Genomic DNA, 19,474 nt, shown 5'->3' with positions numbered 1-19,474 from the left:
CATCACCTCCCGGCCGCTTTCAGGGCGATCTGGGAGATCTGTTCGAATTCCGGGCCCGAGGTGGCGATATCGATGTCGAACACCTCTGCGATCACCTGTGTCCAACCATGCAGGAAGTACGTCCAGCCATCTTCGACCTGCAGCGAACGAGTCCGCTCCTGCGCTCGCGCCTGGTCGAGAAACACGAGTTCGCCGCGGTAGTTGAGATCCCACACAACAGCGCGTTCGGGAAACACAGCCGCATTCGATAGGGGCGATCCCGGTGCATCCTTCCCAAGTCCAGTCGCGTTGATCACGAGTGAGCCGGGCTTGAGATTTGCAAGCACCGCGTCGTTGTCCTCAGGTCTGGGCGCAAGCACGTATTCCACGGGAACATCGCTTGCGATCTCGGTATGGATCCGCCTGATCTCGTCAAGCCGGTGCTGGCTGCGGTTGGAGACAACGATGCGGCCCGGTACATCCTTGCCGCGGGATCGGCGCATGAGGTGCCAGGTGATTGCAATGGTCGAGCCGCCAGCCCCCATCGAGAAGAGATCTGCTCCAGTTCTCGCAAAATAGCCGGCGCCGAGAAAGCCATCGATCGCAAGCCCCGAGGAAATCGGGTCCTTCGCATGACACACAAGCTTGCCGTCGCGTTTCGATATGCAGCTCGTTTCGTCCATCAGCCTCGCATGCGGATCGACGACGTCGAACAGACCCTTGCAAGCATTGAAGAGATCGATCTTATGCGTGGTCACCAATGCGCCCATCGAAAGTGGATCGTCACGGATGAATTCGACGGCCTCGCGATAGGCGGCCGGATCGTCGTGCAGTTTGAAATCGATCCCTTTGATCTGGGCACCTTCTAGACCAAGATGCGCGGCCCAGGCCGGAAAGACCTTCATGATCGAGCTTTTTGTCGTGGTCACGCCGATGAAATAGAGCGTGGGCATCGTTGCGGCTTGGTATAGGGTCATGCGCGCTTCTCCAGTGCCTGACGGGCCACTCTGACGGCAGATGCCGCGTTCTCGGCGATCGCCTTGAAGCGGCCTTCCCGGATATCCTCAGTCTTCGCAATCCACGTGCCGCCAACCGCAACCACCTGCGGTATCGAAAGCCATTCGCCAATGGTCGCCTCGGTCACGCCGCCGGTTGGGATGAAGCGCATACCCAGATGGGCAAAGGGCGCGGCAATGCCGGAGAGCGCCTTGGGGCCACCGGCAACGCCTGCAGGAAAGAACTTAGCAAGGCGAATGCCTTGCGCCGCGGCAAGGGTCAGATCGGTCGGAGTCATGATGCCGGGGCAGAAAGGAAGCTTGGCGTCTGCCGCCGCAGCCACGACCTGCGGATCATGCCCCGGCGCAAGGGCAAAACGAGCGCCCGACGCGATGGCGCACTCCAGGTTCGGCCTGTCGAGGATCGTGCCGGCACCGATGCAGAGTTCCGGGCGGGCATCTCGGATTGCAGCCAGCACATCGGCTGCCGCCTCGGTCCTGAACGTGATCTCGGCCACCGCTAACCCGCCCTCCAGCAGAGCGTCGGCCAAGGGGACAGCATCCCTGGCATTTTCGATGGCAATGACGGGCACGACGCCAAGCCGGGCGATGAGGTCAATCGGGTTTTCCATGTCGGTCTCCTCAAGAATTGCTGCGCGGTCAGGCATGCTGCTTCATCAATGAATTGACCGTCTTGGTCGAGCGCGGTGCATAGGCAGGATTTTCGGTGAGTTCCCAGCCGCCATCCGCCCGCGCCACAATGCGATGTCGCATGCCGTTCGACGCCTCGATGATCCCGTAATCCTGGCCGCTGTCGGACGGGTAGGCGAAGACCATCACCAGATCTTCGCTGCCGACGTTGATCGAGCGATGGATCCAGAACGGCGGCACGTAGCAAATGGTCTGGGGAGCAATTTCAATGATGCGCGTCTCGCCTTCGGGCGACTCGAGTTGCATCAGCCCGCGGCCCTTCTGGCCGTAGTAGATTTCCGGACGGTCGGCCTTGGCATGGATGTGACCTCGCGTCAGGAAAAATTCGCGCCCGACCCTGCCCGGGCTCATCCGGGTAACGCCGTAGATGAGGTCGCCGGACTTGTCGCCTGGGCGAAAGTCCTCAACGTCATAGACAATCGGATTGCCAAGTGCGCCGACAAGACGGGCATGCTCTTCGCCGTCTTCATAAAGCCCCGTCAGGTCCGCAAGACGCTTTTCATAGCGGCCGGTATGGCCGCTCATTCCGCCCGCGCTGACATCAACAACGCTCATTCTCGGTTCACGCAGCATTCTAACCTCCGTTTTGGTAGTCAAATTACATAAATAAACACAGACATTCAATCAAGCGTAAAATTCAGAGGCGTAATTGCGTAATTTTGCCGCCAAAAACGTCAGATGTCGTATTGACGATCACAAATCTTGTAATTACGCTACAAATTAGCCGCTGAATGGTGGCCGCCCAATGCCATCCGTGGAGGAGATGTCTGATGTCCATTCTGAAAACCACCGCAATGAAGCTTGCCTTGGCCGCAACGGTCTCGCTCGGCACGCTTTCCGTCGCTCACGCAGCCGATTGCAAGATCGGCATTTCCATGAAGACGCTCGACGCGCCCTACTTTGCCGCGCAGGAGGTCTCGGCAAAGAAGAAGGCAGAGGAACTCGGATGTGAGGTCATTTCCGTCGATGGACAAAACGATCTCAACAAGCAGATTGCCGACGTCGAGGATATGGTTGCGCAAGGCATCGGCGCGCTGATCATCAACCCGCGTGACAGCAAAGGTCTGATCCCCGCAGTCAACGCCGCTTCGGCAGCCGGTGTAAAGGTCTTCGTGATCGACTCGACACTCGATCCGCAGGCGGATTTCGTGACCCTGGTTCAGTCTTCCAACAGCGCCAACGGCCTTCTTGTCGGCCAATGGCTCGCAGACCAGACCAAAGGCAAGCAGTTGAAGATTGCACTCCTGTCGGGCGACAAGGGCAATGAAGTCGGCCAGGAGCGCCGCCTTGGTGTTCTCGCCGGCCTGCTTGAAGGCCAGTTGCGCAACGAAGGTCACGCCAACTTCGAGATCGTCGGCCAGGGTTGGGGCCTTTGGGGCCACGAAGGCGGGCTGAAGGCAATGGAAGATATCCTGGTTGCTAACCCCGACATCAATGTCGTGCTCGGCGAAAACGACTCCATGGTGCTCGGCGCCAAGAAAGCCCTTGAGCAGGCCGGCCGAACCGATGGCGTGCTGCTGGTTGCAGCAGCGGACGGACAAAAGGAAGCGCTGCAGATGATCAAGGAAGGTCAGTACGGCGCCACCGGCCTCAACGATCCGGCCCTTGTTGCCGCCACGGCCGTCGAAATGGCCAAGCAGGCAATCGATGGCTCGCTTCCGGCAAACACCGGCAAGGTGACCTACACCAAGCCAGCTGCAATCACCAAGGACAACGTCGACCAATACATCAAGGCGGACGCTGTCTTCTGATGACTTGATCCTCTCGACGGCGAACGGGCGTCTGACAGCCTGGCCCGTTCGCCTGCCTATTCGCGATCAGGCGCGTGCTTGGCGCGTGCCAAACAGCATGAAAAGCAACCCCATGGATCACCTCGTAGAACTGACCGGCATCCGAAAGTCCTTTGGAGGCGTTCACGCTCTTCAAGGGGTGGACTTCGCGCTCAGCGCCGGCGAAGTCCATGCCCTCCTCGGCGAAAACGGTGCAGGCAAGTCAACGCTGATGCGCGTACTTGGCGGCGAGTATGTTCCCGAAACCGGCTCCGTCACCGTCGCCGGCGAAGAGCAAAAATTCCGAACACCATCTGACGCCCTCTCGAAAGGTATCGCCATCATTCATCAGGAGATGGCATTGGCGGAGGATCTTACCGTCGCGGAGAACATCTACCTCTCCGAGATACCTTCGATCATCTCGTGGCGCGAACTCAACCGCAAAGCGGCGGAACTGATTGCTAGCCTCGGTTTTTCCATTCACCCGGGAGCTGTCGTATCGGATCTATCGGTCGCGCACCAACAGGTGGTCGAGATTGCCAAGGCGCTATCGCGCAATGCCCGCATCATGGTCTTCGACGAACCGACAGCTGTTCTGTCCGTTCAGGACGCCGAGAGACTATTGGGCATCATCCGAAAGCTGCGCGCGCGGGGGGTCGGCGTGATCTACATCTCTCACAGGCTGGACGAGGTCTTCCGAATTGCCGATCGCATTACGGTGATGAAGGACGGTGCCTCCGTCGCGACGGTTGAGCGCAAGGATGTCGAAATCGAGGATGTCATTCGAATGATGGTCGGTCGATCGCTGAAAGCGCTCTTTGGCGAAGACGTAGCGCGGACCCTGGGCAAGGAAGTCTTGCGCGTCGAGGATCTATCGGACGGGGCGCGGGTCAAGGGCGTTTCACTTAACGTTCGCGCTGGCGAGATTGTCGGCCTGGGCGGCCTTGTCGGTGCGGGTCGCACCGAACTTGTCCGGCTGATCTTCGGCGCAGAACACGCCCGCTCCGGAAAGGTCCTCGTCAACGGCGTGGAGGTGACGCCGAAATCGCCACGGGACGGCGTCAAAGCCGGCATCGGGCTTGTGCCCGAGAGCCGTAAGGAGCAGGGGCTCGTCCTTGACTTCCCGATCCGCGTCAATGCGACCATGGCTAAGCTCCGCCCCCTTACCAACTCTTTCGGCTTCATTCGCCGGGCCAAGGAAAGATCAACGGTAGATGCGCTGGCCAAGCGCCTGCGGCTGAAGGCAGGCAGCATTCACGATCCGGCCTCCAGCCTTTCAGGCGGCAACCAGCAAAAGGTCGTGCTTGCCAAATGGTTTCACGCCGATGGTGAGGTGCTGATCTTCGACGAGCCGACGCGCGGTGTCGATGTCGGCGCGAAAACCGAAATCTACTCGCTGATCAAGTCTCTCGCCGCCGAGGGACGGGCCGTCCTCGTCATTTCTTCCGAGCATCTTGAGCTGTTCGGCCTTTGCGATCGCATTCTTGTCATGCGCGAAGGTGAAGTGACGGGCACGCTCGATCCTGCCGACTACACCGAAGAGAAGCTTCTCAAGCTGGCGATGGTGGCGACGCCTTCCAGGCCTGAACTCGTCTCCAAGCATTGATTGGATAGCACCGTGACCGAATTGACCGAAACCTCTCCCCGCTCCTTCAATATCAGCGCATTGCTGCAGCGCTACGGAACTGTGGTCATCCTGATTGCGCTGCTCATCGTCGCGACCTCGATGTCGAATGTATTCCTGACCGAGCGCAACATCCTCAACGTCTTGCGGCAGATATCCGGCAGCAGCCTGATGGCCATAGGCATGCTGTTCGTCATCCTGACACGCGGCATCGATTTGTCGGTAGGCTCGATCGCGGCACTCGGCAGCGTGTTGTCGGCCATCCTCATCCAGACCTTTGCACCCGGCACGGCAATCGTTGCCACGCTGATCGCGGGCGGCGTCTGTGGTCTGGTGTCGGGCGGTCTCGTCTCGTTCCTTAAACTGCCGCCCTTTGTCACAACGCTCGCAATGATGACCGTCGCGCGGGGTCTTTCGCTCATCATTTCCGCTGGTCAGCCGATCGTCATGGGCGAGCGTGGCGGTATCATAACCGCTTTTGGCGCCGGCTCCTTTGCCGGCATTCCCTATTCCGTGCTGCTCATGGCCGCCGTTTTCCTGCTTGCTGGCACCGTGTTGATGTTCACTCGCTTCGGCAGGTTGGTAAAAGCGATCGGCTCGAACGTGGAAGCCGTGCGTCTCTCCGGTATCCGTGTCGCCTGGTACACGATGTCCGTCTACGTGATTTCCGGGGTTCTTGCCGCCGCCGCCGGCATTATCTCCTCGAGCCGCACCGGCGTCGGATCAGCGACCATCGGTGTCGGCGCCGAGCTCGACGCGATCGCGGCCGTCGTCATCGGTGGCGCCAGCCTTATGGGCGGACGCGGTGGAGCGTTCAACACTTTCATCGGTGTCGTCGTCCTTGGCATCATCGCCAACATGATGAATCTTGCCCGTGTGCCCGGCTATCACCAGCAGGTGTTCATGGGCTGCATCATCATCGGCGCGATGCTGTTGCAATACGCGTCCAACTGGATCCGTCGATAAAGGAACCGCGCGCAGCGATCGACGAAGGCCAGAACAACATCAAGTTCAGAAGGTTCGAATATGACGGAGGAGATCACCCTGGCATTTGATATCGGGACGGGCAGCGTTCGTGCCGCCCTCGTCGATGCTCAAGGTCGGATCCTGGAAATGGCGACGCGCGAGCACGAGCAGATCGTGCCGTCCTTCGGCTGGTCGGAACAACGTCCTGCAGATTGGTGGGAGGGTATCGTCGCAACGATCCGTGAGGTTCTGAACCTTCGCCCGGAGGCGCGCTCGCACATCGCTGCCGTTGCCGGCTGCGGACAAATGCATGGCACGGTTCTGGTCGATGACCGAGGTGCATTGACGCGCGATACGGTGCCCCTGTGGAACGACAAGCGAACCGTCGACTATGTTCGCACCTTCGAAAAGAAGCACCGGCCCGAGAGCTATCTTGCCGAAAGTGCAAATCCACCGACGCCGGCGTGGCCGGGCTTCAAGCTGCAATGGCTGCGCGATAATGATAGGGACGCTTACGGGCGCGCCCAAGCCGTCCTCATGCCCAAGGACTATATCAATCTCAAGCTGACCGGCGAATTCGCCATGGACCGCACCGACGGTGGCGCGAGCATGCTGATGAACCCGCGCACCGATACCTGGTCGCAGGCCATGGTCGACATGCTCGGGCTTGATGCATCCAAGCTGGCGCCCTTGCGTAACCCAGTCGAAATTCTTGGCCGTATCACGAGGCAGGCAGCTCGGGAGACGGGTTTGCGCGAAGGCACCCCCGTCCTCGTTGGCGCAGGTGACTATCCCGCCGCCCTTTATGGTTCCGGCGTCTGCCGCCCCGGCCTTGGATCGGAGGTCATGGGCACTTCGGCGATCATTACGGCGATCGCACCCAAACCGTTGCTCGATCCCGAGATTTCCAATGTCGGCACGGTCGAGGGTAATTGGGGCGCCTTCATGCTCCTTGAATCCGGCGGCGATGCGATGCGCTGGGCTCGACGCGCCTTTCATGAAAAACAGATCAGCTACAGCGATATCGTCGAAAAGGCGTCCGAGGCGCCTGCCGGTTCCGATCGGCTGTTCTTCATGCCCTATCTCGCAGGCGAACGCTTTGGCGAGCACCGCAATGCGCGCGCGCAATTTTTCGGGCTGGCTGCATCGCACGGCCTTGCCCACTTGCACCGCGCAGTGCTTGAAGGCGTCGCCTTCGGCGTCAAGCGACACATCGGCATCCTCGAGAAAATCTCCGGTCACCGGATCGAACGGGTTGTCGCATCCGGCGGCGGCGCCAAGACAAAACTCTGGATGAAGATAAAAGCGAGCGTCTACGACATCCCCATCGTCGTCCCATCCGAACCTGAATGTGGCATCGTCGGCTGTGCGGCAATGGCCGCGACCGCCATGGGTCAGTACAGGACGCTGGAAGACGCGGCGAGCGCTCTGGTACGTTATACCGAGGAGATTGCACCAGACCCGGCCTGGGCAGAGATTTACCGCCCCATGCAGTCGTTCTTCGACAAGCTCTACACACACAGCCAGGCCCTATACGACGACCTTGACAGGCTTGCATCATGAGGAAGCGACCAGTTCTGTTTGATATGGACGGAACGCTGGTCGACAGCGAGCCTCTGCATTTTGCGTCTATGCTGGAGGCTGTGACAGCCAAGGGTCACAGTATTCCATCCGGTTTTGGTGAAGCGATCACCGGCAAGAGTGCGGCTGAGTGCCATGCGGCTCTTGTCGCAGCCACCGGGCTCGCAATGACGCTGCCGGATTTCGTCGCTGCGAAAAACGCGGCCTACCTGCAGGCGGCGCATCAGTTGAAGCTCAGGGACGGCGCGGCGCTGGTGCTCGATGTCGTCGCGCGCTCCGGGCAACCCATGGCCATTGTCTCGAACTCCGACCGGATGATCGCCGATGCCAATCTTCGCGCAACCGGGCTTCTGCGGCCCGACCTGATCAGCGTCACGCGTAACGACGTCCGACAGGGCAAACCGCATCCCGAGCCCTATCTCAGAGCAGCCTATCTACTCAATGTCGCGCCAGCCGACTGTATCGTCGTTGAAGATAGCATACCCGGCGCCGCAGCCGGTCTTGCAGCCGGGATGACCGTGATTGGTTGGCCGGAGCCGCACCGCACCGACATTGCCTTTCCGCTCGGTGCGATCCTCGCGTCGCCGGACGATCTCCTTCCCGTTCTTAGTCGCTGCCTCATGGGTGAGGCCGCAGCAACAGCTTGAACATGCCAAGGATTAGCTGATGTATCTCGAAAAATTCAAACTGGCCGACAAGGTCGCGGTCGTCACCGGTGCTGCCCGCGGTATTGGTCTGTCAGCCGCCGAAGCTCTGGCGGAAGCCGGAGCGACAGTCGTGCTGACCGACATGAACCCGCAGCTCTTAGAGGCCGCAACCGGCGGCTTGCGCGCCAAAGGCTACTCCGTCGACAGCGAGCAGCTCGACGTGACCGACCCGGCAGGCGTGCAGGCCGCCCACGACGCAATCCTGTCGCGTCACGGGCGCATCGATGTTCTCGTCAATAACGCCGGCATTGCAATCAGCAACCACCCCGCCGAGACGATGTCGGATGAGGTCTGGAACAGGGTCATCGACGTCAATCTCAACGGTGTCTTCTGGTGCTGCCGCGCCTTCGGCAAATCGATGTTGGAACGGGGCCAAGGCAGCATCGTCAATGTCGGTTCCATGTCCGGTTTCATCGTCAACCGGCCGCAAGAGCAGGCCAACTACAATGCCTCCAAGGCTGCGGTCCACCATCTGACACGTTCGCTCGCGGCCGAATGGGGCGCACGCGGCATTCGTGTCAACGCTGTCGCCCCGACTTATATCGAAACGGAGATGAACGCCTATGTCTACCAGGATGCAGAAATGTATCGCCACTGGGTTGGCGGAACGCCGATGAACCGTCTCGGGCGCACGGATGAGGTCGCATCGGTCATTCTCTTCCTGGCGAGTGAAGCGTCGAGCCTCATGACCGGATCCATCGTTCTTGCCGATGGGGGCTACGTATGCTGGTAAGCACCCCACAACCGCCAGTGCGCGGTGCCCGGTTTCCAGGTCGCTACATCCAGGGCCAAGGCGCGATCGCCAGACTTGGTAATGAAGCCGGGCAGTACGGTCGACGTGCCACAGTTCTGCTCGACAATGGTGTCTTCGACCTACTGCGAGAACAGGTCGATGCGGCATTCGCCGGATCTGCAGAGCCCGAAATCGTGCGTCATGCGGGCGAATGCTCGGAGAAGTCGATCGCAGCACTTGTGGCATCGGCGCGAGCGTTTGGCGCAGAGGTCATCGTCGGAGCCGGCGGTGGCAAGGCGCTCGATACGGCCAAGGCGGCGGCCCATTCGCTCAGCCTGCCGATAATTGTTGTGCCGACGATCGCTGCATCCGATGCGCCCTGCAGCGCACTCGCCGTGGTCTATAACGATGATGGCACCGTTGCCTACGATCTCTTCCTGCCAAGCAATCCGAATCTCGTTCTCGTCGATACGGCGCTAATCGCCGCCGCGCCCGCTCGGTTTCTCGCCGCCGGTATCGGCGATGCGCTTGCAACCTTCTACGAGGCGGACTCGTGCCGCCAAAGCGGCGCGTCTAACTGCATGGCGATGCCGGGTGTCAGCCTTGCCCACGAGGTCGCACGCTTCTGCAGGGATACGATCTTCGAAAACGGCGTTGCCGCGCTTGATGAGTGCGATGCCCGTAAGCCGGGCGAGGCATTCGAGCGTGTGATTGAAGCGAATATTCTTCTGTCCGGCATAGGCTTTGAATCTGGCGGCGTAGCCGCCGCCCACGCGATCCATCACGGCCTGTGCGAACTCGACGATGTCCATCATCACTTGCACGGAGAAAAAGTCGCTATCGGCGTACTCGCCGGCCTGAAACTCCATGGCCGTGATGAAGAGTTCGAGAAGATCCGAAGATTCTGCAAATCCGTCCGTTTGCCGACGCGTCTGGCCGATATTGGTATCGCGGAAGCGACGGAGGAGAAGCTGGAGATCGTGGCCCGGCGCGCTTGCCGCGCCGGCGAAATCATCCACAACGAACCGATTGCGATCGATGAAAAGATGGTCGTTCGTGCTTTGGCGGCACTGATCTAGGCAGCTGATCATCCCGAGGAAGGAACCAAGATGAATATTGTCGAAGTGTATGCTCCGGGCGTTTTTGCCGGAAAATCCGTTGTGGTGTCGGGTGGCACCAGCGGCATCGGCCTGGCATTGGCGAAGGGCTTTGCGGACGCCGGCGCGTCGGTCATTGCGACAGGCAGTTCGCAGGAGAGATTGGTAGCCGCACAGCAGGTATCTACCACGAAGCTGTCGTTTGAGCGCCTCGACGTCCGCGATGTGAAGGCCGTCGAAGCTTTCTTCGGATCACAGAGCACGCTCGATGTTCTGGTCAATTGCCAGGGTGTAGCCCGCCCGGATGCCGAGTGGGAGGAAGAGACCTTTCTCGATGTAATGGACGTCAATCTATCGAGTGCCATGCGCCTGACCCGGGCCGCCTATCCCTTGCTGAAGGCGAACAGGGGCAGCGTTGTCAACGTCGCTTCGATGCTGAGCTATCTGGCCGACGAGACAGTTCCTGCCTACACCGCAAGCAAGACCGGCATTGTCGGATTGACCCGCGCGCTTTCGCATAAATACGGCCGCGATGGCGTGCGGGTAAATGCGGTTGCGCCAGGATATCACCGCACGGAGATGACCAAGCCACTCTGGTCGGTCGCCGAAAGCGAGAGCAAGATCAGTGAACGGTCCGCCTTGAAGCGCTGGGGCACGACAGACGATCTTGTTGGCCCGGTGCTGTTCCTCGCCTCACCGGCCGCGGCGTTCGTTACAGGCGTTACGCTGCCGGTGGACGGGGGGTATCACATTGGCTGACACGCGTCTCGATGATGGTTCAAGTTCTCTCGCAGTGAGATAGAGCAACCAGCTCCTCGTGCACGACGCGGGCATACCGCGCGCGCTGATCATCGCCCATCAGTTGGTTCTGAGCCGCGATGACCGGGTACCGCTGTACCCTTCACACGCGCGGCGGCTCTTATCCAAATGAACGCCGGGTCAGGGCTGCGCGCAAGACAGGCTATTCGCGATCAGGAAAACGATATCGGCAAAACGAGCCAAAGCTCCTCGTATGCGCCTCTCATTCGGCGCCGGCAGCGGTCTTGCCGATATCCCGTAGTATGGCCGCCTGGTCGTGGCAACGGGCAGCCAGATGCAGCGCCTCCAACTCCCGGCGTCGAAACCACTTGCTCGATTGTTAATCAAGCGGACGCAATCGCGTTCGCACGATCTACCCCTACGACTGTGAGAGAGCGCCGTAACCCGGCCGCTTATAGAGCGTGCTCTCGTTGGCCGCGATTTCAGGATCGTAAACTTTTGCATCCCACTCCGCCGGTTCCACTTCGGAGATGGAAACGGAAAGGGAAGCATCGCTTGAACCTAAGATGGTTTTCGCGGCTTCGACTACTTTCGCGGCGAATTCCTGCTTCTGTTCCTCGGTGCGGCCAGGGAACATCTTTACGGCTATGTGCGGCATTTCCATTCCATTTGTTGGTAGCGCGTGCACTGATGGGGGAAACGCACCCCAAGTATTACGCGGATCGGGTCCCGAATCGATATCTCACCTGCTCGCCGTGCGATAGCCCGTTATGGCGGTCAAAATGCTTAGAAGCGGCGAGCATGATCCCCCCCAGCCAAAGCTTGCGGCACCAATGTTCGACGCTGACGCTGTCCGCCTTGGTGTCGGTCTTCTCGTCGTTCATCCCTGCCTTGCCACCCTTCAGGCCTCATTGGCGGCGATTGGCAGAAGCGACGCCGCCGAAGGTGCGGCCCCATTCCGGCTGTGGCGCCCGGAGGCAATGGTAAAGCCATTGCGACCATGCCGCTTGGTCTCGTAGAGGGCCATGTCTGCCTCCTCGATGATATCTTCGAGAGAGGCGACATCGCCGGCTGGCCGGAGCGAGACACCGACACTGATCGACAGCGGGATGATCTCATCTTGCCAATCGAACCGACTCGCAACGACAGCTCTTGCAAGTTGATCGGCGAGTGCCCGTGCGACGGCCGGTTCGCTGACAACAAGAGCGATCCCAAATTCGTCACCCGCCAGACGTCCGAGGAACTGTCCTGACAGCCCCACTATCCGTTTGGCAACCGTGGAGAAATGCTGCAAGCAGGCATCGCCTGCCGCATGTCCATATGTGTCGTTGATGGTCTTGAACCGATCGACATCGATGATCATGACGCCGAAGCTAGCACCGCGGCGCTCCGCGTCTGACTTCATCGTGCGCGAGGTTTCCATGAAGTTGCGACGATTAGGCAGCCCGGTAAGCTCGTCGAAGGAGGCGATTCTGGTGAGATCGGATGCCAGGCGATCTACAGCCATCAGTACAAAGCCAAGGTTCCAAGCGGTTGCGCCGAAGATAGCCGCGACAAGCAGGAAGGCGGCTAGGTCATAATAGCGCTCCGTCGACAAACTTCCGGCCAACCGCATAACGTTCAGCAGCACTTCCGTACCTTGTCCGGCGAAGGCGACAACAAAGCCGAATGTTGCGGCGATCGCTCCGAGACTCGGACGTTGATATGCCTTCAGTGAGGCGATCGCCAAAGCCATCGGGATGAGTTGGAACACAGCAATAGCGACATTGATGACGGGGCGGCTGTCGCCGGTCAATGCCAAGACACATGCACCCGCAAAAACAATAAGTGCGACGGCGCGCCACGCGGCAGGCTCTCCTTGAAACCGTCTGATACCGGTCCACCCCAAACAGAAGCCCAGGACCGTGCAAGCGTTAGCAGCAACGATGCACACATGTCCGTACGTTGTCCCGAGTGCGAAGAGAACGCCGCCTAGTGTCGTCAATAGGCACGCAGCGAGCCAGCATCCGGCACCATCGATATTACGATGCACCCCGACGAAACCCGACCACACGATGCAGAGCACGACCGAATTTAACAGGATGATGAGGTAAAGCGTTTGGAAATCCAGGCTCATCCGAGTTCCATGAAACGTGTATTCAATTCGCGCTGTACACCCCTCATTGCGACCGCATACCCACCACGATCCGTGGTGGAGCCTCGCAGTAGCATGCTCCACTTAGATCAAGTTCAAGAAAATCGCTAAATTTAAGCCAATCGCTGGCTGGCTGAAGTTGGCCCAGCCCTCCCGCTCGACTGTATCGCCCGCCTTCAGTCGCCCGGACCTGCTCAATCTGAGAACGGTCGGGCAAATCCTCTCGATTGCAGAAGAGATCGGCTATCGGCCGAACAATATCGCCTGGGCGCTTCCACAGTCCGGACCGGCAATATCGGGCTGCTCTCGCACGATATCGCCAACCCGTTCTTTCTGCCCCTCGTCAAGGCCATTCAGCAGCATGCGGACGTTCATAACCTCCGCCTGTTTCGGCTCGTTGGGAGAAAGCGCAGCGCGGGAAAATACGCTATTCCAGCGTCTGGCCAGCCAAACGGATGGCATCTCCCTTGCGCCATCTGTCGGGCTTTCTTGTCAAAACTTCAATGACTGCAATCGGGACTTCCAATTTAGGCCCCACTAATATCTACTGACTGTAACGTGCATTGCGCAATGCTGAAGCTCTCGATTGCGACGAACTTAAAGACGATCGGTGAAAGTCTATAGGATGAGGTCCAGCCCATTGGATGCTTTCAACCAAGCGCTCTCGACGTCTCAGAGACTGCGCGAAATCCTGAGTTTGCATGGTGATTGGGGGGATTTTTCATGTTTTTGAACCGGATCGACCTAGATGACGCCGTCAAACGATGGCGCGACATCATCCTGACGTCCTTGCCGTGGGACCGACTTGGCGGCTACGTGGCGCTTCGCAAGCATGATTTGACGATCGAACTCCACGACCTTGATGAGGACGGCGATCTCATCGTGTTTGCCACCGATGGAGAAGCTCTCATCGATCGGTTCCGTTCGGCTTACCCATTCACCGCCACATACGCAGGAAACCCCGGTTACCCACTGGAATATCTGGTTTGGCTCTCGTTCCACATGCAAGCGAACTTTGAACGGCTGGGTGCCCTTGAAATGAGCGCGGCATACGAGGATGAAGACGGCGACGTCGAGAGCATGTCAGCCCTAGCGATGGGCTTCTCGCGCCAGGCCGATCTTGAGGACTTCATAACGCGGTTCGATGGCAAGGACTTAAGCAAGGATCCTATGTTTGGCTACGAGGCATACGTCTCAGAAGTCAGAGACAAAGCCGAATAGACCTCCCCGCACCTCTCGCCCTCTGCCCGCCGAAACCGGCCTTTATGCCGACCCGTGGCGCCAACTCATCGTTGGGCCGCACGCCGCGACGCGCAGCGGATACCGGGGGGCACCCACCCCATCGATGAAGCGCTCCTGTCCGTGATCGTGCCGATTTCGACGGCTGCTAGCTATCCGCTGTCCAGACGCCCATGCCGTGTTCTGGCGATCCAATCCGGCCCACGTTCCAGGTGCTCTGATTTTGGCGGACGCCGTTTGGCAAACCAGAGGGCGCATTCCAGAAGACAAGCTTCGTCCGTATGACCGAGACGGAACTCATCGACAAGGAACCTGGCGACCTGGTCGCCGCCAGCAGAGTGCTTCGATAGCTGTGCTAGAAAACAGGTCTTTTCGAAAACCCGTTGCAGCAGGTCGATATCTGACGGGCTTAAGTCGCACCCCGTCTTTTCGATGAGATAATGCATTTGACGCCTCCCGCAAAGGAGCACCTATCGGCTGCGTTTTGGTACAACTCGATCAGACGGGCAGCGGGTGCCGCCGCCTTTCGACCCGAGCCGAAAGCGCTTCTGCTTACAGCCGCTTATGGGCTGCCAGGATCGGCCGGCGCGACCAATGTTCGACTGCCGTGTCATCTTCGATGGGGTTCGACTCCGCCGAGCGTGCGTCTAAGGGATACTGCGACCAGCACATCAGCATCCGCAAGGCCGCTTCGCAGCGCGTGATTGGCCCCATGGTCTTCTCCTCGCCGGCGCCAACTCTGGATAACGTTGCTTGTTCCGACCTGCTCAATAATCAAATTGGGCTATGACTGCAGTTGCCGCCGATTCCAGCGGGTTGCGGTTGGTCGTCATCGGATGACGTCCCACCAACGGGAAGATTCCGCAATGGCGGAAGAGCATGGGAGTCGAACCCACTGGAGGGTAGCCATCGCGCTCGGTCTCTATCACGAGGAGCAGATCGCCGAGGAGCTGAGCGGCGGCATCGAGGCCATTCGGATGGGCCAGATCGAGGCCGTGGCGGCGCTCGGCCTCAAAAGCAGCCAGATCAGCCAACTCTTAGTCGTGCCCCAAGCTGCGCACCGTCGTCCCGCCTTTCAACAACCGGTTCGCCTGTCTACCTGCCATGGAGGTATCCTCCTTCAGTTCAGAGCACTCTGAAAAAAGCACAGCACGCGCATCAACCACGCGCGACTTTGACGCCGCCATTTCCAGTGAGGAACAGGCAGCGACGGCGAAGTCGCAAATCCTTGTCCTCGATCTGAGTTTTCGCCACGCTCCGCGGCGCGAGCGCCTCCAAGCATAGCCAGTGCAACGTCTCCTATAGCGGAACAGCGGAAGGTCGCACCAGGCGTGACGCCATTCTCGGCGGCGGACAATGTCGCCTGACCGGCCCGACCACCGTTGCAACTGCGGCAATCACGGTCCAGAGCCTAGCGCTTGACGACTAGCTTTTCGGCAATCCCTCGGGTCTCAGGAGCTTTCTCAGCGCGGCAATGCGAAAGATGGCGTTGGCGGCTCCGTAGCCGCGATAGCCGCGCCTTTCGACAATCTCGAAAAAGAAACCTTCGCCAAAGGTCGGGCTGTAGAGCTGGAAATACTCGCCACTGTCATCGCGATCATAGAGAATATTCTCGGACTTCAGCCGCTCGATAAGTTCCGCATCGAGACCGAACCGGGCCTCGACGTCGTCGTAGTAGTTCGGCGAGATCGGCAGTGCATTGAAGCCATTTTTCCGCAACGCCTGCGCCGTCGCGAAGATATCTTCGGTGGTAAAGGCCAGGTGCTGGACGCCGGAGCCGAAGGTTTCGGCAATGAAGCGGCCCGCCAGCGTATTGCGGTTCTCCGCGCCATTCAGCGTCAGGCGCAACGTGCCCGCATCGTTTTCCACGACCTGACTGCGGACAATGCCGGCTGGGTCGATGATGTCGACCATGGGTGTTTTACGCGCATCCAGCAGCGATGTGTAGAAGAGCAGCCAGGTCAGCATCTCCTCGTATTTGACCGTCTGAGCGATGTGATCGATGGTGGACAATCCGGCCGGGATGACCGAGTCTGCGTCTCGCACCGGCTCGAATTCGATCTCCCAGATCCTGGAGAGCTCGGATTTTTCGTCCAGGAAATAGATGAGTCCCCCGCCAACACCGTGGATCGCCGGGACCAGGAGTTCACCTGGGCCAACCGGCTGCTCGAACGGTTCGGCGCCAAGCGCCCGCGCCCGTTCCACGGTCGCGGCCGCATCGTCCACCATGAGGCCGAAGGCGTAGGCGGACGTACCGTGTACCAGATAGGAGGCGCTGGCGAAGCCTTCCCGCTCGGTATTGATGACCAGATTGATTGCTTCCTGGCGGTAAACCACCACCTGTTTCGTCCGGTGCTGTGCCGCCTTCCTGAAGCCGATGGAAACGAGCAGCGCTTCGAGCTCGCCTGCTTCTTCCTCGGAGGCACTGAACTCCACGAAGGCTACCCCCTTCACATCGACGCGCGGCGGCATCTTTGGAACCGGCAACCGTATATCCGCTTCGGCGCGCCTGACCTGGTCCCCGAGATAGATCAGCGAGCGATATCCGTCGGCGGCAATCGCATTGGCGTTGCCGCCACGAAATTGGTCATTGAAGATTTCGAGCGACAGATAACCATCATAGCCGGTTGCCGCCACCGCGCGGGTAAAGTCGGTCACCGGCAAGTCGCCCTCGCCCGGCATGTTGCGGAAATGCCGGCTCCAATAAAGAAGGTCCATGTCGATCAATGGAGCGTCGGCGAGCTGGACGATGAAAATCTTCTCCTTCGGAATCGAGCGGATCGAGTTGACTTCGATCTTGCGCGACAACGTATGGAAGCTATCGAGGATCAGGCCAATGTTTGGATGATCGGCGCGCCGGACAATCTCCCAGGCGTCGCGATGATCGCTGATATGGCGACCCCAAGCGAGCGCCTCGTAGCCAACGCGCAGGTCCCGCTTCGCGGCGCGTTCCCCGAGCTCGCGAAAGTCAGCGGCCGCCCGGTCAAGTCCACCCAGTGCCGCCGGCGACACATTGGAGCAGACGAGGACGAGGTCGGTACCAAGCTCCTGCATCAGATCGAACTTGCGCTCGGCGCGATCGAAAGTCCGTGTCCGAAGCGGCTCCGGCATGCCCTCGAAATCACGGAACGGTTGGAACAGACTGATCTCGAGGCCGAAGTCGCGCACGATCCGCCCAACTTCGCGTGGACTCTCGTCGAAGGCGAGGAAATCGTTCTCGAAGATTTCGACACCGGCAAAGCCCGCCTTGGCGATGGCACGCAGCTTGTCCTTGAGATCGCCGCTGAGCGAAACCGTTGCTATCGAGTTTTTCATCGGTCGTCCTCGCTGGAGTTCTCGGCGTCAGCCGGTCATCGCCTTGAAATGGTTGAGTATCCGCGCCGCGCCCAGCTCGAGCCCCGTAAACAGGCAAACGGCAGCGACCGCCTGGAATACGGCCATTCCGCCGCAAGCATCTTATGGGTTCATCGGGCGGCGTCCGGGCACGGCGCGAACACGGCCTCCTCCGGTCGTCTTCTCTGCCTACAAAATGTACGAACTAGTACGTATGTCAAGTGGACTCTCTTGAAAGACCCCGACAACGTCAATATGACTTCCAAGGAAGACGAAATGAGGAGGCCCGTGGCCCGCCCATTTTAATCTGGTTTCATTGGAAAATTTCGGCCGGTGAAAGATAACGGCTGGTGTCGGGAGTGACGACGGGAGAATGGCAGGGCGGGCGGAGGCAAGTCGGAAGAACGATCCGGAACGAACGAAGGAAGACATCCTTGTCGTCGCCACGGAGGAGTTCTCGACGCACGGGCTAGCGGGCGGACGCGTCGATGCGATCGCAGAACGGACCCGAACCTCCAAGCGCATGATTTATTACTATTTCGGGAGCAAGGAAGGACTTTACCTCTCCGTGCTGGAGCGCGCCTATCGCAAGATCCGCACGCTTGAAGAGGATCTGAAGCTTGCGAGCCTTGCGCCGGAAGAGGCGTTGCGCACGCTGATTTCCAGTACTTTCGACCATGACGAGGCCAATCCCGATTTCGTGCGGTTGGTTAGCATCGAAAACATCCACCACGCGGTACATATGCTGTGTTCGGAAGCCATCCGAGATTTGAATGTCTCAGTCATCGAGACGATCGCTGGCATTCTGGAGCGTGGTATCGCCGAAGGCGTGTTCAAGCGAAAAGCCGACCCCATCGACGTGCATATGTTGATCAGCGCCTTCTGCTTCTTCCGGGTTTCGAACCGCTATACATTCGGAACGATCTTCGGCCGCGATCTCTCTGAGCCGGATACGATCGGCAGGCATCGGAGCATGATCGCCGATGCCGTTATCAGTTACCTGAAAAATACAGACGAACCGATTTGACAACAGTCGTGCTCGGTAACTTGTGCGATATTCAGCCGACGATGGTCGATGCTCAAGCGCCCGGATATCGTAGAAGGGCGCCATGCCTTGTGGTGGGGTTAACCCACGAGAGCAAGGATGTCGTCGTCACGGCCGGCTTGGAAGTTCGGACAGGTCGTCGAGTATGGATTGAGCCGCTGCTTCCAGGATTTTTGCAGCATCCCTGCGCCGCTTGTGCGCAAGACGCTTCTCACCAAGGGTTCTGAACGTTTCTCCTCCAAAGGATTCCATGATTTCGGGCAGGCGGCGCACCGCCCCTCGTCCGCCCCAGCAGCCGTCGTCGATTTCCGTAGGAAATACCCAGGCGCGCTTTGCAACCTCTTCTGCCGGCGTTCCCTCCGCGCGCGCCAGCGCCGCGACGACTTCCTTCACCAAGCTGGCCCTTGCTGCGTCGGTATACTGTCCTTCGGGAACGGAAGGCACAACACGATAGATCGGTGCGGCGGCTGGTGCGCCAGCGCGATAGACCGCGGCCGGGCGGTGCACAAATATCCAACTGACATCGCGTACCCGCGCATTTTGTGGATCGAGGCCTTCGTGCCGTATCAGAATCTCGGTAAGTTCGTTCATCAGCGACGCCTCGGCGCCGGCGGCAAGTGCGCCTTCGGGTATGAAAACATCGATCATGGGCATCGTTATCACCTCGTTAATGGTTGTTGATCAGCCGCATCTTTGCGGGTTGACGGTTTTCCTGGAAGTGGCAGGATTGCCATTCTTAGAGGAGATTCGGCCACGCCAACGACGTTGATACGCATCTGGGTTTATGATGGCATCTTGGCTT

Annotated in this window: 21 protein-coding genes and 1 pseudogene; 10 read left to right on the top strand and 12 right to left on the bottom strand. The window is 59.4% G+C overall.

All coding sequences use genetic code 11. The features are described 5' to 3' along the window. Positions 1-2 precede the first annotated feature (2 nt). Genes ACQ5BM_RS06385 through ACQ5BM_RS06375 form a run of 3 tightly spaced genes read right to left on the bottom strand, consistent with a single transcriptional unit; the run spans position 3 to position 2,240 of the window. A complete protein-coding gene (locus ACQ5BM_RS06385; RefSeq protein ID WP_429809283.1) occupies positions 3-956 on the bottom strand; it encodes a shikimate dehydrogenase family protein in 954 nt (317 codons plus the stop codon). Then, entirely contained in the window at positions 953-1,606 is a 654-nt protein-coding gene (eda, locus tag ACQ5BM_RS06380) for a bifunctional 4-hydroxy-2-oxoglutarate aldolase/2-dehydro-3-deoxy-phosphogluconate aldolase (protein WP_429809280.1), read from the bottom strand. Before eda ends, ACQ5BM_RS06385 begins: the two co-directional genes overlap by 4 nt. A 28-nt stretch (positions 1,607-1,634) precedes the next feature. Next, positions 1,635-2,240 carry a glucose-6-phosphate isomerase gene (locus ACQ5BM_RS06375; protein WP_429809277.1) on the bottom strand — a complete coding sequence of 202 codons (606 nt, stop codon included), beginning with the start codon at positions 2,238-2,240 and terminating at the stop codon, positions 1,635-1,637. Between the two features lie 239 nt (positions 2,241-2,479). On the opposite strand from ACQ5BM_RS06375, the gene ACQ5BM_RS06370 reads away from it, so the two are divergent. The 8 genes from ACQ5BM_RS06370 to ACQ5BM_RS06335 all read left to right on the top strand — a co-directional run bounded on the left by ACQ5BM_RS06370 (position 2,480) and on the right by ACQ5BM_RS06335 (position 10,921). Then, entirely contained in the window at positions 2,480-3,436 is a 957-nt protein-coding gene (locus ACQ5BM_RS06370; protein ID WP_429809829.1) for a substrate-binding domain-containing protein, read from the top strand. Positions 3,437-3,548: 112 nt separating this feature from the next. After that, positions 3,549-5,060, top strand: a complete 1,512-nt coding sequence (locus tag ACQ5BM_RS06365) for a sugar ABC transporter ATP-binding protein (RefSeq protein ID WP_429809274.1) — start codon at positions 3,549-3,551, stop codon at positions 5,058-5,060. Further along, positions 5,061-6,044 (top strand): ABC transporter permease, encoded by a 984-nt coding sequence (locus ACQ5BM_RS06360; protein WP_429809271.1) that lies wholly within the window; start codon positions 5,061-5,063, stop codon positions 6,042-6,044. It begins immediately after the preceding gene. Between the two features lie 60 nt (positions 6,045-6,104). After that, positions 6,105-7,607 carry a xylulokinase gene (locus tag ACQ5BM_RS06355; RefSeq protein ID WP_429809268.1) on the top strand — a complete coding sequence of 501 codons (1,503 nt, stop codon included), beginning with the start codon at positions 6,105-6,107 and terminating at the stop codon, positions 7,605-7,607. Continuing rightward, on the top strand, positions 7,604-8,272 hold the full coding sequence (locus ACQ5BM_RS06350) for an HAD family hydrolase (protein WP_429809265.1): 669 nt from the start codon (positions 7,604-7,606) through the stop codon (positions 8,270-8,272). Before ACQ5BM_RS06355 ends, ACQ5BM_RS06350 begins: the two co-directional genes overlap by 4 nt. A gap of 19 nt (positions 8,273-8,291) precedes the next feature. Continuing rightward, positions 8,292-9,065, top strand: coding sequence for an SDR family NAD(P)-dependent oxidoreductase (locus tag ACQ5BM_RS06345; RefSeq protein ID WP_429809263.1), 774 nt, complete (start codon positions 8,292-8,294; stop codon positions 9,063-9,065). Next, the gene (locus ACQ5BM_RS06340; RefSeq protein WP_429809260.1) at positions 9,056-10,144 is read left to right on the top strand and encodes a glycerol dehydrogenase; all 1,089 of its coding nucleotides are present in this window, start codon (positions 9,056-9,058) and stop codon (positions 10,142-10,144) included. The genes ACQ5BM_RS06345 and ACQ5BM_RS06340 overlap by 10 nt, the downstream gene beginning before the upstream one ends. Before the next feature lie 30 nt (positions 10,145-10,174). Beyond that, positions 10,175-10,921 carry an SDR family NAD(P)-dependent oxidoreductase gene (locus ACQ5BM_RS06335; protein ID WP_429809257.1) on the top strand — a complete coding sequence of 249 codons (747 nt, stop codon included), beginning with the start codon at positions 10,175-10,177 and terminating at the stop codon, positions 10,919-10,921. A gap of 418 nt (positions 10,922-11,339) precedes the next feature. Here the strand turns inward: ACQ5BM_RS06335 and ACQ5BM_RS06330 are convergent, their stop codons facing one another. The 3 genes from ACQ5BM_RS06330 to ACQ5BM_RS06320 are packed head-to-tail and all read right to left on the bottom strand — an operon-like array spanning position 11,340 to position 13,037. Then, positions 11,340-11,579: a tautomerase family protein gene (locus ACQ5BM_RS06330; RefSeq protein ID WP_429809254.1), complete on the bottom strand. Its 240-nt coding sequence runs from the start codon at positions 11,577-11,579 to the stop codon at positions 11,340-11,342. A gap of 55 nt (positions 11,580-11,634) precedes the next feature. Continuing rightward, entirely contained in the window at positions 11,635-11,805 is a 171-nt protein-coding gene (locus tag ACQ5BM_RS06325) for a hypothetical protein (protein WP_429809251.1), read from the bottom strand. A gap of 17 nt (positions 11,806-11,822) precedes the next feature. Beyond that, positions 11,823-13,037, bottom strand: a complete 1,215-nt coding sequence (locus ACQ5BM_RS06320) for a diguanylate cyclase domain-containing protein (protein WP_429809248.1) — start codon at positions 13,035-13,037, stop codon at positions 11,823-11,825. 741 nt (positions 13,038-13,778) lie between these two features. On the opposite strand from ACQ5BM_RS06320, the gene ACQ5BM_RS06315 reads away from it, so the two are divergent. Beyond that, on the top strand, positions 13,779-14,276 hold the full coding sequence (locus ACQ5BM_RS06315; protein ID WP_429809245.1) for a hypothetical protein: 498 nt from the start codon (positions 13,779-13,781) through the stop codon (positions 14,274-14,276). 170 nt (positions 14,277-14,446) lie between these two features. On the opposite strand, the gene ACQ5BM_RS06310 is transcribed toward ACQ5BM_RS06315, so the two are convergent. From ACQ5BM_RS06310 to ACQ5BM_RS06290, 5 genes and pseudogenes are all read right to left on the bottom strand, one after another. Then, positions 14,447-14,740 carry a hypothetical protein gene (locus tag ACQ5BM_RS06310; RefSeq protein ID WP_429809242.1) on the bottom strand — a complete coding sequence of 98 codons (294 nt, stop codon included), beginning with the start codon at positions 14,738-14,740 and terminating at the stop codon, positions 14,447-14,449. Between the two features lie 106 nt (positions 14,741-14,846). Continuing rightward, positions 14,847-15,008 (bottom strand): hypothetical protein, encoded by a 162-nt coding sequence (locus ACQ5BM_RS06305; protein ID WP_429809239.1) that lies wholly within the window; start codon positions 15,006-15,008, stop codon positions 14,847-14,849. Positions 15,009-15,061: 53 nt separating this feature from the next. Then, positions 15,062-15,328, bottom strand: coding sequence for a hypothetical protein (locus tag ACQ5BM_RS06300; protein ID WP_429809236.1), 267 nt, complete (start codon positions 15,326-15,328; stop codon positions 15,062-15,064). A 391-nt stretch (positions 15,329-15,719) separates the two neighbouring features. Next, on the bottom strand, positions 15,720-17,609 hold the full coding sequence (locus ACQ5BM_RS06295; RefSeq protein WP_429809234.1) for a bifunctional sugar phosphate isomerase/epimerase/4-hydroxyphenylpyruvate dioxygenase family protein: 1,890 nt from the start codon (positions 17,607-17,609) through the stop codon (positions 15,720-15,722). Between the two features lie 27 nt (positions 17,610-17,636). Continuing rightward, a pseudogene (locus tag ACQ5BM_RS06290) lies at positions 17,637-17,741 on the bottom strand (shikimate dehydrogenase); the annotation flags it as partial. A 259-nt stretch (positions 17,742-18,000) separates the two neighbouring features. On the opposite strand from ACQ5BM_RS06290, the gene ACQ5BM_RS06285 reads away from it, so the two are divergent. Further along, positions 18,001-18,654 carry a TetR/AcrR family transcriptional regulator gene (locus ACQ5BM_RS06285; RefSeq protein ID WP_429809231.1) on the top strand — a complete coding sequence of 218 codons (654 nt, stop codon included), beginning with the start codon at positions 18,001-18,003 and terminating at the stop codon, positions 18,652-18,654. Positions 18,655-18,780: 126 nt separating this feature from the next. Here the strand turns inward: ACQ5BM_RS06285 and ACQ5BM_RS06280 are convergent, their stop codons facing one another. Next, on the bottom strand, positions 18,781-19,326 hold the full coding sequence (locus ACQ5BM_RS06280; protein WP_429809228.1) for a tautomerase family protein: 546 nt from the start codon (positions 19,324-19,326) through the stop codon (positions 18,781-18,783). Positions 19,327-19,474 lie beyond the last annotated feature (148 nt).

This window comes from Ensifer sp. B1-9 (genome assembly GCF_050474445.1).
Taxonomy (GTDB): domain Bacteria; phylum Pseudomonadota; class Alphaproteobacteria; order Rhizobiales; family Rhizobiaceae; genus Ensifer.
The sequence above is the reverse complement of the archived record's forward strand: the minus strand, read 5'-3'. Positions and strand labels throughout refer to the sequence as shown.

Excerpts from the sequence above, each read along its gene's own strand:
- ACQ5BM_RS06370 (WP_429809829.1), top strand. The coding sequence starts at position 2,480 with ATGAAGCTTGCCTTGGCCGCAACGGTCTCGCTCGGCACGCTTTCCGTC.
- ACQ5BM_RS06385 (WP_429809283.1), bottom strand. The coding sequence starts at position 956 with ATGACCCTATACCAAGCCGCAACGATGCCCACGCTCTATTTCATCGGC.
- ACQ5BM_RS06345 (WP_429809263.1), top strand. The coding sequence starts at position 8,292 with ATGTATCTCGAAAAATTCAAACTGGCCGACAAGGTCGCGGTCGTCACC.
- ACQ5BM_RS06285 (WP_429809231.1), top strand. The coding sequence starts at position 18,001 with ATGGCAGGGCGGGCGGAGGCAAGTCGGAAGAACGATCCGGAACGAACG.
- ACQ5BM_RS06335 (WP_429809257.1), top strand. The coding sequence starts at position 10,175 with ATGAATATTGTCGAAGTGTATGCTCCGGGCGTTTTTGCCGGAAAATCC.
- ACQ5BM_RS06320 (WP_429809248.1), bottom strand. The coding sequence starts at position 13,037 with ATGAGCCTGGATTTCCAAACGCTTTACCTCATCATCCTGTTAAATTCG.
- ACQ5BM_RS06365 (WP_429809274.1), top strand. The coding sequence starts at position 3,549 with ATGGATCACCTCGTAGAACTGACCGGCATCCGAAAGTCCTTTGGAGGC.
- ACQ5BM_RS06350 (WP_429809265.1), top strand. The coding sequence starts at position 7,604 with ATGAGGAAGCGACCAGTTCTGTTTGATATGGACGGAACGCTGGTCGAC.
- ACQ5BM_RS06305 (WP_429809239.1), bottom strand. The coding sequence starts at position 15,008 with ATGGGGCCAATCACGCGCTGCGAAGCGGCCTTGCGGATGCTGATGTGC.
- ACQ5BM_RS06325 (WP_429809251.1), bottom strand. The coding sequence starts at position 11,805 with ATGAACGACGAGAAGACCGACACCAAGGCGGACAGCGTCAGCGTCGAA.
- ACQ5BM_RS06375 (WP_429809277.1), bottom strand. The coding sequence starts at position 2,240 with ATGAGCGTTGTTGATGTCAGCGCGGGCGGAATGAGCGGCCATACCGGC.
- ACQ5BM_RS06280 (WP_429809228.1), bottom strand. The coding sequence starts at position 19,326 with ATGCCCATGATCGATGTTTTCATACCCGAAGGCGCACTTGCCGCCGGC.
- eda (WP_429809280.1), bottom strand. The coding sequence starts at position 1,606 with ATGGAAAACCCGATTGACCTCATCGCCCGGCTTGGCGTCGTGCCCGTC.
- ACQ5BM_RS06340 (WP_429809260.1), top strand. The coding sequence starts at position 9,056 with ATGCTGGTAAGCACCCCACAACCGCCAGTGCGCGGTGCCCGGTTTCCA.
- ACQ5BM_RS06355 (WP_429809268.1), top strand. The coding sequence starts at position 6,105 with ATGACGGAGGAGATCACCCTGGCATTTGATATCGGGACGGGCAGCGTT.
- ACQ5BM_RS06330 (WP_429809254.1), bottom strand. The coding sequence starts at position 11,579 with ATGCCGCACATAGCCGTAAAGATGTTCCCTGGCCGCACCGAGGAACAG.
- ACQ5BM_RS06310 (WP_429809242.1), bottom strand. The coding sequence starts at position 14,740 with ATGCATTATCTCATCGAAAAGACGGGGTGCGACTTAAGCCCGTCAGAT.
- ACQ5BM_RS06295 (WP_429809234.1), bottom strand. The coding sequence starts at position 17,609 with ATGAAAAACTCGATAGCAACGGTTTCGCTCAGCGGCGATCTCAAGGAC.
- ACQ5BM_RS06315 (WP_429809245.1), top strand. The coding sequence starts at position 13,779 with ATGTTTTTGAACCGGATCGACCTAGATGACGCCGTCAAACGATGGCGC.